Annotated in this window: 13 protein-coding genes and 1 pseudogene; 6 read left to right on the top strand and 8 right to left on the bottom strand. The window is 71.9% G+C overall.

The genetic code is table 11. The features are described 5' to 3' along the window. Positions 1-380: 380 nt before the first annotated feature. Positions 381-2,237, bottom strand: coding sequence for a phospholipase C (locus BR98_RS14380; protein WP_035844940.1), 1,857 nt, complete (start codon positions 2,235-2,237; stop codon positions 381-383). A gap of 517 nt (positions 2,238-2,754) precedes the next feature. On the opposite strand from BR98_RS14380, the gene BR98_RS39355 reads away from it, so the two are divergent. Beyond that, positions 2,755-2,892, top strand: a complete 138-nt coding sequence (locus BR98_RS39355) for a hypothetical protein (RefSeq protein WP_157537767.1) — start codon at positions 2,755-2,757, stop codon at positions 2,890-2,892. A gap of 107 nt (positions 2,893-2,999) precedes the next feature. After that, the gene (locus BR98_RS14375; protein ID WP_035844939.1) at positions 3,000-3,440 is read left to right on the top strand and encodes a hypothetical protein; all 441 of its coding nucleotides are present in this window, start codon (positions 3,000-3,002) and stop codon (positions 3,438-3,440) included. 84 nt (positions 3,441-3,524) lie between these two features. Here BR98_RS14375 and BR98_RS14370 read toward each other — a convergent pair whose 3' ends face one another. After that, positions 3,525-4,400, bottom strand: coding sequence for a helix-turn-helix transcriptional regulator (locus BR98_RS14370; RefSeq protein ID WP_035844937.1), 876 nt, complete (start codon positions 4,398-4,400; stop codon positions 3,525-3,527). 137 nt (positions 4,401-4,537) lie between these two features. Here BR98_RS14370 and BR98_RS14365 point away from each other — a divergent pair, with 137 nt between their 5' ends. Next, complete coding sequence (locus BR98_RS14365; RefSeq protein ID WP_035844935.1) at positions 4,538-5,317, top strand: NAD(P)H-dependent oxidoreductase; 780 nt, start codon at positions 4,538-4,540, stop codon at positions 5,315-5,317. Positions 5,318-5,368: 51 nt separating this feature from the next. Here the strand turns inward: BR98_RS14365 and BR98_RS14360 are convergent, their stop codons facing one another. From BR98_RS14360 to BR98_RS14350, 3 genes are all read right to left on the bottom strand, one after another. Continuing rightward, complete coding sequence (locus tag BR98_RS14360; protein WP_035844933.1) at positions 5,369-7,372, bottom strand: PTS fructose transporter subunit IIABC; 2,004 nt, start codon at positions 7,370-7,372, stop codon at positions 5,369-5,371. 132 nt (positions 7,373-7,504) lie between these two features. Continuing rightward, positions 7,505-8,449: a 1-phosphofructokinase gene (gene pfkB / locus BR98_RS14355; protein WP_035844929.1), complete on the bottom strand. Its 945-nt coding sequence runs from the start codon at positions 8,447-8,449 to the stop codon at positions 7,505-7,507. Continuing rightward, positions 8,446-9,207: a DeoR/GlpR family DNA-binding transcription regulator gene (locus tag BR98_RS14350; RefSeq protein ID WP_035844927.1), complete on the bottom strand. Its 762-nt coding sequence runs from the start codon at positions 9,205-9,207 to the stop codon at positions 8,446-8,448. The genes pfkB and BR98_RS14350 overlap by 4 nt, the downstream gene beginning before the upstream one ends. 339 nt (positions 9,208-9,546) lie before the next feature. Between BR98_RS14350 and BR98_RS14345 the strand changes: the two genes are divergently transcribed. From BR98_RS14345 to BR98_RS14335, 3 genes are all read left to right on the top strand, one after another. Continuing rightward, a complete protein-coding gene (locus tag BR98_RS14345) occupies positions 9,547-9,828 on the top strand; it encodes an HPr family phosphocarrier protein (RefSeq protein ID WP_035844924.1) in 282 nt (93 codons plus the stop codon). Continuing rightward, positions 9,825-11,480 (top strand): phosphoenolpyruvate--protein phosphotransferase, encoded by a 1,656-nt coding sequence (gene ptsP, locus BR98_RS14340; protein ID WP_035844922.1) that lies wholly within the window; start codon positions 9,825-9,827, stop codon positions 11,478-11,480. Before BR98_RS14345 ends, ptsP begins: the two co-directional genes overlap by 4 nt. A 146-nt stretch (positions 11,481-11,626) precedes the next feature. Next, positions 11,627-12,232: a dihydrofolate reductase family protein gene (locus BR98_RS14335; protein ID WP_035844920.1), complete on the top strand. Its 606-nt coding sequence runs from the start codon at positions 11,627-11,629 to the stop codon at positions 12,230-12,232. Positions 12,233-12,243: 11 nt separating this feature from the next. Here the strand turns inward: BR98_RS14335 and BR98_RS37945 are convergent. From BR98_RS37945 to BR98_RS14325, 3 genes and pseudogenes are all read right to left on the bottom strand, one after another. Beyond that, positions 12,244-12,399, bottom strand: a pseudogene (locus tag BR98_RS37945) (endo-1,4-beta-xylanase); the annotation flags it as partial. Positions 12,400-12,436: 37 nt separating this feature from the next. Next, positions 12,437-12,856, bottom strand: a complete 420-nt coding sequence (locus tag BR98_RS14330) for a hypothetical protein (RefSeq protein ID WP_035844917.1) — start codon at positions 12,854-12,856, stop codon at positions 12,437-12,439. After that, a complete protein-coding gene (locus BR98_RS14325) occupies positions 12,856-13,986 on the bottom strand; it encodes a molybdopterin-dependent oxidoreductase (RefSeq protein ID WP_407639528.1) in 1,131 nt (376 codons plus the stop codon). Before BR98_RS14325 ends, BR98_RS14330 begins: the two co-directional genes overlap by 1 nt. Positions 13,987-14,128 lie beyond the last annotated feature (142 nt).

The raw sequence follows: 14,128 nt of genomic DNA, 5'->3' as shown, positions 1-14,128 counted from the left end.
CGGACCGGTGCCGCTGACCGCGTCAGTGGCCAGCGGGAACGCGACCTCCGTGACCTACAGCGTGGACGGCAAGTCATCGGGACATCGACAGCCGCCAACTTCGCCTACTCGTGGGTGCTCGTAGGGGCACCACAGTCCCGGCGATAGACCTGGACGACCGGAACCAGCGCGCTTCCGTCGGGCGGTGTCGGCTGGTCCCTGGGACCGTAGTGCCGCTCTGCGCAGTGTGTGTCAGTGCCTCGGTAAGTGCGGCAGACGGCCTGCGCGTCTGTGTCACCACTACCTCGGATACGACTCGGCGGTGGGAACCGGGGCTGCCGGTTTCCCACCGCCGAGTGCGTCCGACGAGGTGTCAGGTGCCAGCTATCAGGCGTCAGCTGTCAGGCGGCGCGACGGCGGCCCTTGCGCCGGACGGCGAGGACGACACCGGCGCCGACGGCGACCAGTGCGCCCGCCGTGATCGCGACCGGCACGGTGTTGCTACCGGTCGAGGCGAGCGAGGATCCGCTGCCGGCCGCCGGGGAGGAGGCCGCAGCGGCGCCGGACCCGCTCGGAGTCCCGTTCGAGGGCTGACCGCTCGCGGGCTGGCCCGAGGCGGTCGGCTGACCGGCGGTGGGCTGGCCGGTGGCGGGCTGACCCGAGGTGGCGGGCTGGCCGGTGGCCGGGTCGAGCAGCAGCGTGGCGCTCTGCGGGCTCTTGAAGTCGAACATGGACTCGATGGAGCCCGCGTGCTCGTCGAAGGAGGCGTCGCCGATCCGGCCGGTCTTCCAGTTGTCCTCGACGAAGCGCAGGACCGAGGACTGGTCGGTCAGGGTGTGGTCCACGAAGTTGGACTTGGCGTAGGGCGAGAGCACCAGCAGCGGCAGGCGCGGGCCGTAGCCGCAGCGGTCGGCGTAGCCGCCCCAGGCCGCGCCCTTGCCGCACTGGCCGGCGCCGTCGAGCGCGTCGTTCGCCTTGTCCTGCGAGCCGTTGACCGGCGCGGTGAACTTGTGGTCGTACCAGCCGTCGGAGTCGTCGTAGGCGATGACCACCGCGGTGGAGGCCCAGTCCTTGGACTGCTGGAGCTTGTTGACGGTGTCGACGACGAACTTCTGCTCGTCCAGCGGGTCGGAGTAGCCCGCGTGGCCGTCCTGGTAGTTCGCGGCCTTGAGGTAGCTGACCGCAGGCAGCGTGCCGTTCTTCACCGCGGCGTCGAAGTCGGTCAGGTCGTACTGGTGGTTGGCCTGGCCGTCGTGGCCGACCTCGTCCACCGACTTGGGCGCCAGGTGGTGCGGGTTGGCCGTCGACTGGTAGTACTCGAAGGGCTCGTGGTGCGGGTTGTAGTCGCCGCGCGAGGCGCCGACGATGTTGGCGTGCGCGGTGGCGCAGACCGCCGGGGTCTTGTCGGTGGCGGCCGTGGTGGGCCGGAAACCGCCCTGGAACCAGCCCCAGCTGACCTTCTTCTCGGTCAGCAGGTCGCCGATGTTCTTGCCGGTCATCGCCAGGTGGTTCGAGGTGTTGGCGCAGTCGTCGAAGGCCGGGTCCGGGTCCTCGATGACGGTGCCGATCCCGTTGGCGTCGGCGGCGGAGACCACCTTCGGGTCGGTGGTCTTCTGGCCGGTCTTGGGGTCGACCGCGTAGCCGCCGTGGGTCTGGCCGGACACCAGGTTGAGCGCGCCCGGGGTGGAGGGGCCGAAGCTGGTGCCGAAGGAGTTGTCGCTCATCGCGAACCGCTGCGCGTAGTTCCACATCGCGGTGACGGTGTTGCCGTCGTAGTAGTCCATCACCAGGCCGGGCTCGGTGAACATCGGCGCCTTGCAGCTCTCGACGTCGGTGTGCTCGATGAACTGGTCCATCTTGCCGCCGTCGAAGGCGAGCTGCTCGTCCTTGTACTCGTGGTCCTGGTCGCAGGTGACCGCCTGGGCCGGGCCGAGCCGCTTGGGGTTGGCCTTGTTCGGGTTGTGCTGCAGCAGGTCCTGGGTGAGGCCGTCCACCTGCGGGGTACCCGGCTTCGCGGTGAACTTCACCTTGTCGTCGGCGGTGTTGGCCGCGTTCGGGTAGGTGCCGAAGTAGTGGTCGAAGGAGACGTTCTCCTGGAAGATGACCACCAGGTGCTGGATCGGGGTCGCGGTCGGCTGGCCGCCGGCGGCCTGCGCCGGGAGGGCCGTCGTGACGGTGGCCAGGGCGGCCGCCCCCGCGATGGCTGCGGATGCCGCGCCGCGCCGGATCCACCGGCTGCGGTCGGAGCTGCTGCGCATGTTCGTTCTCCTCGGAGACCTGGGTCTCGGTCGGTACTGCTGGCTGGAGGGAGCGGCCCCGGCCGTACTGGGGCCGGCCCGGACAACGGCTGGGCGGATAGGCGTCCACACAGCAGGGTCCGGGCGCACCGCTCGATGCGGCAGCCGCCACTGCCGCCGGCGAGGCCGGTGCGGGTCCGCGGCCGAGCCGGGTGCGGTCGAGCCGTACGGGGCGGACAGGCCGTCAAGCTAGCGCAGCGCTGCGCGAAGGCGCACCATCAGAAGGGCATTTGTGCAGGATTCGGCATGGGTATTCATCTTTGCGCAACCGGTCGTTCCCCGCCTCGTCAATCTGCGCAGGCCGGGGCCGGGGTGGTTGCTGGCGGGGGCTCGGTGCTGCCGCTCACCCGCGACTGGCACCACCGCGTACGCGACAGCCCTCCAGGACGCGCTGGCGGGTAACCTGCACGCCTGAAACCCTCAGGGCCGGCCGGAAGCTCCCGGCCGGCCCTGCAGGGCCCGGACCACGAGAGTCGATGTGAGACTGAAGAAGTTCGTACGCAGTGTCCCCGGCCAGTTCACCATCGCGTTGCTGGCCTGCCTCGCCATCTGGTACGGCGTCGCCGAGATCGCCCCCTGGATCATGCTCCATATCTTCCTGCACGGAGGCTTCTGACTGGCCATTCGGTCACGCCTCTGTCACGAACCCGGGAGGGTGGTGCACGCAGGTCGGCCTGCTGGCAGGCTGTTGATCGACAACGAAATGACGATGCGGGGGACGGCATGGACGGCGAGCGACACAGTGCCGGGAACTCGGCTCGGCGACGCTGGGCTTTCCTGCTCTGCCTGCTGCTGGCCGCGATCGCGGTGGCGGTCGTGTCGACCTCGGGCGGCGGCAAGAAGGCAGCCCCCGCCCCCGCCCCGACCGTGGGCGAGCAACTCCGTGGCCAGGACACTGCGGCGAAGCTGCCGGGCGTCGGCAGTGGGGCCGACTACAACAGTGCCTTCGACACCCTCTCCGCACGCTGCCAGGAGCAGGGCGCCAGCCTCGGAGACGAGGTCCAGGCGGTGCTCGAACTGCTGCAGAAGAACGGCGTGACCGACGAAAACCGTCTCACCGTGATGCAGCACCTGGCCGCGACGTTGCCGGCCGGGGTGGGGCAGCAGCAGAGCTGCGCCCAGGCCGGCAACGCCTATGTGACGAAGGCCGGCCAGCATCCCTGATCGATCGACGCCTGGTGGAGGAGGCGCCCGTGATCGGCACAATTACGTGGCCGGCGGGGCGAAGTCATCAGACGCGTCGTCGAGTTACTCGCGGACCTGAGCGTTCACCGGGGGATGCGCGTCAGAGCTGTCCGCGCCCAGGCCCGCGAGCAGGCGCAGCCCGTCCTCAGCGGGGCTGCCGGGGGTTGCAGACAGCACCAGCAGCTCCATACCCGATTCGTCAGGCAGCGCGAAGTTCTCCTGGTGCAGTTCCAGCAGTCCGACCAGCGGGTGCCGGTACGCCTTGCGTCCATGTGTGCGGGCGCGCACGTCCGCGCGGGCCCAGAGGCGGCGGAAGCGCTCGCTGCCCATCGCCAACTCGCCGATGAGCGAGGCCAGGCGAGGGTCCTCGGGGTGCTGGCCGGCGGCCAGGCGCAGGTGCCCGACCACGTCGAGGGTGCAGTTCTCCCAGTCCGCGTACAGGCCGCGCTCGGCCTCCTCCAGGAAGATGTGCCGGGCGATGTTCAGGCCCGGCATCGGCCGGCCGAAGAGGAGCCCGGCGAGGCGGTTCCCGGCGAGTACGTCCAGGCGGTGGTCCATGATCAGTGCGGGTGCGTCGGCGACCAGGTCGAGGACGCGCAGCAACTGCGGCCGGACCGTCCCCCGGCCTCCGGCCGGGGTGACCCCCTTGGCGGGCGCCTTCGCGCGGCGGCGGCGCTGCCGGGCGAGCCGGTCAAGGTGCCCGCGTTCGGTCTCGTCGAGGCCGAGGACGCGGGCGAGCGCGTCGAGGACCTGCTCGGAGGGCTGGGTCGCGCGGCCCTGCTCCAGGCGTACGTAGTAGTCGACGCTGACTCCGGACAGGTGCGCGAGCTCTTCGCGGCGCAGCCCTTCGACCCGGCGGCGGCTGTCGGTGGGGATGCCGACGGCCGCCGGGTCGACCCGGGAACGCCGGGTCCGCAGGAAGCCGGCAAGATCGTCCATGCCCTCAGTATGGCCGCGATGGTGCCCGTGAAGGTGGTCCTGCCAGTACCAGGAAGTCCAGTCCGACGGAAGCGGAGCCCCTGAACGCCGGGCGCCGCGGCGTCCAGGATCGAAGCATCCGATCCGAAGGAGTTCCCATGAGGACGCTGATCGTCCACGCCCACCCGGAGCCGAAGTCGCTCAACAGCTCGCTGAAGGACCTCGCGGTGTCCACATTGGAGACCGCCGGGCACGAGGTGCGGGTGAGCGATCTGTACGCGATGAACTGGAAGGCGGTGGTGGACGCCGCGGACTACGGCCCCAACGCCTCGAGTCCGCTGAAGGTCGCCCTGGACTCGGGCCGGGCCTTCGACGCCGGGACGCTCACCCCGGACGTCCTCGCCGAGCAGGAGAAGCTGCTGTGGGCCGACACGATCATCTTCCAGTTCCCGCTGTGGTGGTACACGATGCCCGCGATCCTCAAAGGCTGGGTGGACCGGGTGTTCACCTACCGCTTCGCGTACGGCGTCGGCGAGCACAGCGAGACCAAGTACGGCGAGCGCTTCGGCGAAGGCACCCTCGCGGGCAGGAAGGCTCTGCTGTCGGTGACCGCCGGCGGTCCGGAGTCGCACTACGCCGCTCGCGGGATCAACGGCCCCATCGACGACCTGCTGTTCCCGATCCACCACGGCATCCTCTACTACCCGGGCATCGAGGTGCTGCCGCCGTTCGTGCTGTACGGCACCGACCGGATGACCGCCGAGGAGTACCCGGACGTCGCCAAGGCCTGGAAGCAGCGCCTGGTCACCCTGGAGTCGACCGAGCCGATCGCGTTCCGGCGGCAGAACTTCGGTGACTACGAGCTCCCCTCGCTGCACCTGAAGGAGGGACTGGAGCCCGCGGGCCGCACGGGTTTCGGGCTGCACGTGGGCGGCTGAACGCTCGTGGCCCGGGGCCCGTCGGGGCTCCCGGGCCACGCTGACGCTCGGTCAGGCCGCAACCAGCTCCTGCTCCTGGGTGGTGGCGGGGGAGCCCACCGCCGGAGTGGTCCGTCGCAGGCCCTTGAGCAGGACCACGACTCCGGCGGTCACGGCCGTCCCGGCCGTGATGGCGAGCACGTACAGGAACGGACTGCCGATCAACGGCAGGACCCAGATGCCGCCGTGCGGGGCTCGGAGGGTGGAGCCGAAGGCCATCGACAGGCCGCCCGCGGCCATGCTGCCCACCATGCCGGGCGGGATGACCCGCAGTGGGTCGGCGGCGGCGAAGGGGATCGCACCCTCGGTGATGAAGGAGGCGCCGAGCACCCAGGCCGCCTTGCCGTTCTCCCGCTCCTCGGCGGTGAACAGGCTGCGCCGGACCACGGTCGCCAGTGCCATGCCCAGCGGCGGGGTCATGCCGGCGGCCATGACCGCAGCCATCACCTTGAGGCTGCCGGCGTCCGGGGTGGCGCCGGCGGTGGTGAGCGCACCGGCGGCGAAGGTGTACGCCACCTTGTTCAGCGGGCCGCCCATGTCGAAGGCCATCATCGCGCCCAGCAGCACGCCGAGCAGGATCGCGTTGGTACCGGAGAGGCCGTTCAGCCAGTTGGTCAGGCCGCGCATCGCGGCGGCGATCGGCGAGCCGACCACGACGAAGGTCAGGAAGCCCACCGCGGCGACCGACAGCAGCGGGATCACCACGACCGGCATGATGCCCGCGATCGCCTGCGGTACCTTCCAGCGCACCATCCACAGCACCAGGAAGCCCGCCATCAGGCCGGAGACGATACCGCCGAGGAAACCGGCCCCGACGGCCACCGAGATCGCGCCGCCGACGATGCCGGCGGCCAGCGCGGCCCGGTCCGCGATGGCGTACGCGATGAAGCCGGACAGGATCGGCACCAGGAAGCCGAAGGAGGCCTTGCCGGTCTGGAACAGGAGAGCCGCCCAGCTGTGCGAGGAGGTCCAGTCGAAGTGACCGAGCACCGAGGGCGCGGAGGCGATCTGGTAGCCGCCGATGGCGAAGCCCAGGGCGATCAGCAGACCGCCGGCCGCGACGAACGGGATCATGTAACTGACGCCCGTCATCAGGTACTTGCGCAGGCGCTGGGCCCAGTGCTCGTCCTTGCGCCCAACCGTCGAAGGGGAGGGCGTAGCCGCGCTCCGGCCAGGACCGGCTGCCCTGGCCAACTGGACAGCCTCGGCGACCAGTTGGTCGGCGCGGTTGACACCGGCCTTGACGCCGACGTCCACGGTCGGCTTGCCGGCGAACCGGGCGCGGTCCCGGACCTCCACGTCATGGGCGAAGATCACCGCGTCGGCGGCGGCGATCACCGCCGGGTCGAGCGGGGTCGCACCCGCCGAACCCTGGGTCTCCACCTGGATCTGCGCACCCGCCCGGGCGGCCGCCAGCTCCAGCGCCTTGGCGGCCATGTAGGTGTGGGCGATGCCGGTCGGACAGGAGGTGACCGCGACCAGGCGCGGGCCAACCGAATCGGCATCGGCATCGGCCACGGCCGCCGCCGGTGCGGGTACCGGAGTGGGTGCCGGCGCGGGCGCCTCCTCGCCGTTGACCAGAGCGGCGACCAGGGCCGGGCTCTCGGCGGCGCGCAACGCCCCGGTGAACTCCGGGTCCATCAGGCGGCGGGCCAGTGCCGCGAGGATCTGCAGGTGGGTGTCGTCCGCGCCGTCCGGTGCCGCGATCATGAAGATCAGGTCGGCCGGCTGCCCGTCCGGGGCGTCGAAGTCGACGCCCTTGGCGCTGCGCCCGAAGGCCAGGCTGGGCCGGGTGACATGGGCCGAGCGGCAGTGCGGGATGCCGATGCCGTCGCCGAGCCCGGTCGGGGCCTGGGCCTCGCGGGCGGCGATGTCGGCCAGGAAGCCGTCGAGGTCGGTGACCCGGCCCTCGGCGACCAGCCGTTGGGCGAGGGCGTGCAGCGCTTCGCTCTTCTCCTCGGGGGCGAGGTAGAGGTCAACGAGTGCGGGTGTGATCAGTCTGCCGGTGTCGCTCATCGTCGTGGTCCTTCGACTGTGGTGCCTGAGGTGGTGCTTGACGGGTTCCCTTGCCCCCGGGATGTGCTGTGCCCTTCCGTCCCACACGGTCGGGCGTTCGGAGTCACCGGCGATGGGCCGGCGGCTCCGCTCTCAGCCGCTCAGTGCTCGCTCCAGCGGGATCTCCGCCGTCACGACCACCGCGGCCGGGTCCAGATCGGCCGGGGTCGGCATCACGCTGCCCGGCAGTTGTACGGCGGCGGCGCCGTGCGCCAGGGCCGCCGCGAGTGCCTCGGGTCCCGCGCCGCCGGCGCCGAGGAAGCCGGCCAGCGAGGCGTCGCCGGCTCCCACGTCGCTGCGCACCGCCGCCACGGGCGCGGTCCCGTACCAGCTGCCCTCCTCCGCGACCAGCAGCATGCCGTCGGCGCCGAGGCTGGCGAGCACCTGCTGGGCGCCGAGCTTGCGCAGTTCGCCGGCCGCGTCCACGGCGTCGCCGATGGTGGCGATCGGCCGGCCGACGGCCTCGGCGAGCTCCTCGCGGTTGGGCTTCACCACGTCGGGACGGGCGGAGAGCGCGGCCAGCAGGGCGGGCCCCGAGGTGTCGAGGGCGATCCTGGCCCCGCCCGAGTGCACCTGGGCCACCAGCTCGGCGTACCACTCGGGCGCCAGCCCGCGCGGCAGGCTTCCGCAGCAGGCCAGCCAGCCGACTCCGTCACCCGTGAAGTCCTGGCCGATCATGCTCAGCAAGGCCGCGGACTCGCCGGTGCTGAGCTCCGGACCCTGAGCGTTGATCTTGGTCAGGCAGCCGCCGTCCTCGACGATCGAGACGTTGATCCGGGTGTCGCCCGAGATCGGCACGGCCGCCACGTCGATGCCCTGACGGCGCAGCAGGTCGGAGAGCAGTTGCCCGGACAGGCCGCCCAGCGGCAGTACGGCGGTGGTGCGGTGCCCGGCGGCGGTGAGCGCGCGCGAGACGTTGACGCCCTTGCCGCCCGGGTCGAGCCGGTCGGCCCGGGCGCGATTGACCTCGCCCTGGGCCAGGTCCGCCAGCTCGTAGGTGCGGTCGAGGCTGGGGTTCGGGGTGATGGTGACGATCATGCGCGGATGACTTCCGGTCCGTGGTTCTCGATCTCTGCGGTCTGCTCGTCGGTCAGTCCAGTGTCCGTGACCAGGACATCGACCTGTTCCAGCGAGCCGAACCGGGCGAAGTGCCGGGCGCCGTACTTGGAGGAGTCGGCCACCAGCACCACCCGGCGGGCACCGGACACCATGGCGCGCTTGACCGCCGCCTCGGCGAGGTCCGGCGTGGAGAGCCCGCCCTCCGGTGAGAAGCCGTTGGTGGCGACGACCGCGACGTCCGCGTGGACGTCCGCGAGGTCGCGCAGCGCCCAGGCGTCGACGGCGGCCTGAGTACGGTGGCGCAGCCGGCCGCCGATCAGGTGCAGGGTCAGGCCCGGGTGGTCGGCCAGCCGGGCGGCCACCGGGAGCGCGTTGGTGACGACGGTCAGCGTGCTGTCGACGGGCAGCAGAGCGGCCAGCCGGGACACGGTCGTCCCGGCGTCCAGCAGCACGCTGCCCTCGGCGGGCAGCAGGGCCAGCGCGGCCTTGGCGATCCGCTCCTTCTCGGTGGCGGCGGTGGAGTCCCGCTCGGCCAGGCCCGGCTCCAGGTGCAGTGCTCCGGCAGGCAGTGCGCCGCCGTGTACCCGGTGCAGCAGCCCGGCCCGGTCCAGGGCGCTCAGGTCACGTCGGATGGTCTCCTGGGTGACGCCGAAGTCCTCGGCGAGGGTGGGAACGTCCACCCGGCCCTGTTCCTGGGCCAGCCGGAGGATCTGCTGCTGCCGCTCGGGTGCGTACATGTGGGATCGGGTCCGTTTCATGTTTGTTTACGCCTGGTTAAGCCCGAACCATACGCCTCGCCGCCGAAAAAGCAAGAGCTCCGGGCGAAAGTCTGCTTCTGTGGGACGGATGCCCGAATGTGTTGACAGGGCCCCCGGATCGGGCGTAGAACCAATCGAAACAACACGCTAACGGGCGTGAAACCACAGACTGCCCGGCCTCCGCACCCGCCCCCGAACTGCGGAAGCCGGGCCGGCGGTGGCGGCCCGCGCTTCACCCCCAGCGCGGGCCGCCACCGCCCCTATCCCGTCGGCGCCCTCCTCCCACCGGTCGCCGACCGCCTCACCGAAGGACTTCTCATGCATCGACTCCAGGTCACCGTCGGTTCGCACAGCGGCCTGCACGCCCGTCCCGCCTCGGTCTTCGTCCAGGCCGCTGCCCGCCAGCCGGTCAAGGTCACCGTCGGCCGCCCCGGCCAGACCCCGGTGGACGCCCGCAGCCTGCTCTCCGTACTCGCGCTGGCCGCCGGTCACGGCGAGACCCTGGAACTGACCGCCGAGGGCGAGCCGGCCCAGGGTGCCGTGGCGGAGCTCGCCGACCTGCTCGCCACCGACCTGGACGCTGCGCAGGCCGCCCGGTGAGCAGGACGCTGCTCGGCATCGGGGTCGGCACCGGCAGCGCCGCCGGCCCGGTCGCCCGGATGTCTCCCGCACCCGCGCTGCCCGCCCCACGTCCCGTCGCCGACCCCGGGGCGGAGGCGGCCGCCGTGCGCACCGCCCTCGCCGCCCTCGTCGCCGACCTGCAGGAACGCGCCGCCAGGGCCGCCGGCCCCGGCGCCGACGTGCTCGAGGCACAGGCGATGATGGCCGCCGACCCGGCCCTGGCCGACCAGGCCACCGCCCTCGTCGCCCAGGGCACCGACGGCCCGCACGCCCTCGCCACCACCTTCGACGGCTTCCGCGCCGCCCTGCTCGCAGCCGGCGGCTACTTCGCCGAACGCGCCACCGACCTGGACGACCTGCGGGACCGCGCGATCGCCCACCTGCTCGGCCTGCCCATGCCCGGTCTGCCCGACCCCGGCCACCCGTACGTGCTGGTCGCCGAGGACCTCGCACCCGCCGACACCGCCCTGCTCGACCCGGAACAGGTGCTCGCCCTGGTCACCATGCGCGGCGGGCCGACCAGCCACACCGCCATCCTGGCCAAGGCGCTCGGCCTGCCCGCCGTGGTCGGCTGCGCCGACGCCGAGCGGCTCACCGACGGCCGGCAGGTGCTCGTCCACGGTGCCGACGGAGTGGTCGAACCCGACCCGACCCCCGACACCGTCGAACGGGCCGCCGAGCAGGAGCGGCGGCGCCGTGAGCGGGCGGCGGCGGTCAGCGGTCCCGGCCGCACCGCCGACGGCCACCCGGTGGCCCTGCTGGTCAACCTGGGTGCCCCGCACGAGCTGGCCGGCGCGGCCGCCGCCGACGCCGAGGGCGTCGGCCTGTTCCGCACCGAGTTCCTCTTCCTGGACCGCGCCGAGGCGCCGAGCCTGGCCGAACAGACCGCCGCCTACCGACAGGTCTTCGCGGCCTTCGGCGGCCGCCGGGTGGTCGTCCGCACCCTGGACGCGGGCGCGGACAAGCCGCTGCCCTTCGTCACCGCCGCCGACGAGGAGAACCCCGCCCTCGGCATCCGCGGCCTGCGCACCGCCACCCGCGACCCCGAGCTCCTGGAGACCCAGCTCGCCGCCGTCGCGGCCGCCGCCCGGGAGAGCACGGCGGAGGTCTGGGTGATGGCCCCGATGGTGTCGATCCCGCGCGAGGCCGCCGAGTTCGCGGAGCGGGTGCGCGCCCACGGCCTGCCGCTGGCCGGCGCCATGGTCGAGGTCCCCGCCGCCGCGCTGCGCGCCGACCGGCTGGCCGAGGTGTGCGACTTCCTCAGCATCGGCACCAACGACCTGGCCCAGTACACCTTCGCGGCCGACCGAACCCTCGGCACCCTCGCCGAGCTGCTCGACCCCTGGCAGCCCGCCCTGCTCGAACTGGTCGCGGCCACCGCCGGCGCGGCCGCGGCGCACGGCCGCCCGGTCGGCGTCTGTGGCGAGGCGGCCTCCGACCCGGCGCTCGCCCTGGTGCTGGTCGGCCTCGGTGTCACCAGCCTGTCAGCCGCGGCTTCCTGCCTCGCCGAGGTACGGGCTGCGCTCGCCGCCCACACCCTCGACCAGTGCCGGGAGTTCGCCGACCTGGCCCGCTCCGCCCCGGACGCAGCCACCGCCCGCGCCGAGGTCCACCGACGGCTCGCGAGGTAACCCCGAGAATCGCGAGGTAACCCCGAGAATGGGGCACCCGCACGGTCGGCCCGGCCTCCGGCGACGCGTCGAGTGCTGCCCGCGGAGGTTCCGTCGATGGGTTCCCGGCGGTTGTACCGTCTACCCATCGACGAGGGGAGCACACCATGCGCAAGATCATCGTTTGCACGTTCCTGACGCTCGACGGCGTCATGCAGGCGCCGGGCGGCCCGGACGAGGACGCTGGGAGCGGCTTCGAGCACGGCGGCTGGCAGAAACCGGTCGACGACGACGAGGTCGGCACGGCCATCGCCGGTTGGTACGAGCACTCCGACGCGATGCTGCTCGGCCGCAAGACGTACGAGATCTTCGCGTCGTACTGGCCGACCGCCGATCCCGCCAACCCGTTCACCGAACGGATGAACAGCATGCACAAGTACGTGGCGTCTCGGACCCTGACGTCCGTCGAGTGGCAGAACTCCACGCTGCTGGAGGGCGACATCGTCGATGCGCTCCACAAGCTGAAGGCGTCCGACGGCGGCGACATCAACGTCGTCGGCAGCGGCGATCTCGCCCAGACCCTGATGCACAACGGACTCGTCGACGAGTACCGGCTGACCATCCACCCGGTGATCCTCGGCACCGGCAAGCGGCTGTTCGCCGGCGGAGCGATCCCCACCGCGCTGGAGCCGGTCAGCGTCTCGACGACGGCGGGCGGCACCGTCGTCGGCGTCTACCGGCCGAACGGTAAGCCCAGCTACGACAGTTACTAGGGCCTGTCCAGATCGGCGGGGGCGAAGTTGAACGACCCGCGAGAGGGTTCGGTGGTGTCCCACTTCATCTCGTTCTCCGGGGTGATCATGTTGAATTCCCGGTCGAGAATGGTGGAGTACGTCGAGTCCCCGAGCCTGCCCGTGGCGGCTGCCGTGCCGAATTCTCGTCGAGCCGGAGATCGCCCCCGGGCGGGTGGTCAGGTGTCAGCGTCGGGTGCGCCGGCGGAGCAGTGCCCACACTGTGCTCAGTACTGCGATGGCGGCCAGGGTGAGGAGCCAGTTGCGCAGGTAGGGGAGGGCCAGGACGCTGGGGTTGCCGTGGTTCTCGCCTGCGCGCAGGACAGCGGGGAGGGCGACGGCGGTGACCGCTGCCGCGAGGATCAGCCCGCTGCGCACGGGCGTGCTCCGGGCGGCCACCGCTCCCAGCAGGCAGACGAGGGGGAGCCAGAGGCCGTCGTGGAGGATCAGGCCGCCGACTGCCCACCAGAGCACGTCGGTCGGGTCGGTGATGTAGCTGTCGTGCAGCAGACCGTAGAGGCCGTAGCCGATCAGGCCGACACCGGCCAGGCCGGTGGCCGCGCGCAGGACGCGTAGGGCGAGTTGCGGCCGGGCTTGCTCGGGCATCAGATGATCTCCAGTCGGGTGACCCACTTGGTCTGCAGGACGCCGGGGCGGTTGGGGGCGATGATCCGGGCGGGGTAGCCGTGGTCGGGGTTGAGGACTTCGCCGTTGACGCGCAGTGCGAGCAGGGTGAGGGGGTCGCGGGCGTAGTGGGCGGGCATTTCCATGATCCGGTAGGGGCCGTCGGCCTCGAGCGAGGTGACGCGTACTCGGGCGTTGGGCGGGGCGCCCGCGCGGTCGAGGAGGTCGCGCAGGCGGATTCCGGTCCAGTGGGCGCCGGCGCTCCAGCCCTCGACGCAGGCGATCGGAAGTTCGGCTGTCACCTGAGGCATGGTCAGGAGCTCGGCCATGGTGAGCTGGTAGGGGCGTGGTCCGGTGACGGTCAGTTGCCAGTCGGCTGGGGCGACGGTGGTGCCGGCCTGGGCGGCGGTGCGGTTGACGGGCAGGCCCTGGGAGCCGATGTCGGGGCGGCGTGGGGCGAAGAGGTCGAGGGTGCGCAGCCAGGGGACCGACTGGCCGGCGGTGGTGAGGGTGACCAGACCGACGGAGGCGGTGACCGCGGTGAGGAAAGCTCGGCGTTGGGCCAGTGTGGGCCTGACGCGTCGCCAGTGTTCGGCGATGAGTGGTGCTTTGGCGGCGATGTGCAGCAGTAGCCCGCCGGTGGCCAGCCAGCCGATCCAGAAGTGCGTCTGGCGGAACGGGAACGGCCAGGGGTACCACTGCAGGGTGTTGAGCAAGCCGGTGAACAGTTCCAGCAGCATCGCGGCCACCAGGACGGCGATGCCCAGCCGCTCCAGGGCGTGCGCGACACTGCGCGCGGGCGGCCACTCGAACAGCTTCGGGTAGACCGTCCAGAGCTTGGCGCCGAGCAGCGGGATCGCGGCGATGCCGCAGATCACGTGCAGGCCCTGGGTGAATCTGTATCCGTCGACCGGTCTGCTGGGCAGGTGGTCGCGCAGCCAGGTCGGCGGCTGTTGGAGCAGATGGCTGAGCAGACCGGTGAGGAAGCACGTGAGTAGGGCCGCGCCGAGCCAGCGCCCGAGCACGACCGCCGTGCGGGGCTCGTGCAGCGCGGAACGGAAGGTGCCCTCGCGCAGCGGCCCGCGCCGGAGTGCGTCCGGCGGGGGAGGCAGCGGAAGGTCGTACGGCCTGCGGCGGGAGGTTTGGTCGTCCACCACTCCATGAGAATGCCTTGAAGCTGCTCCTGGGAGGTTCGACGCGATTACGGAAGTCGTACGGCCGTCGGCGTCTCCCGAAGCAGCAGGTAGCCGGCGG

This window comes from Kitasatospora azatica KCTC 9699 (assembly GCF_000744785.1).
Taxonomy (GTDB): domain Bacteria; phylum Actinomycetota; class Actinomycetes; order Streptomycetales; family Streptomycetaceae; genus Kitasatospora; species Kitasatospora azatica.
This window is presented reverse-complemented; position numbering and strand designations above follow the sequence as displayed.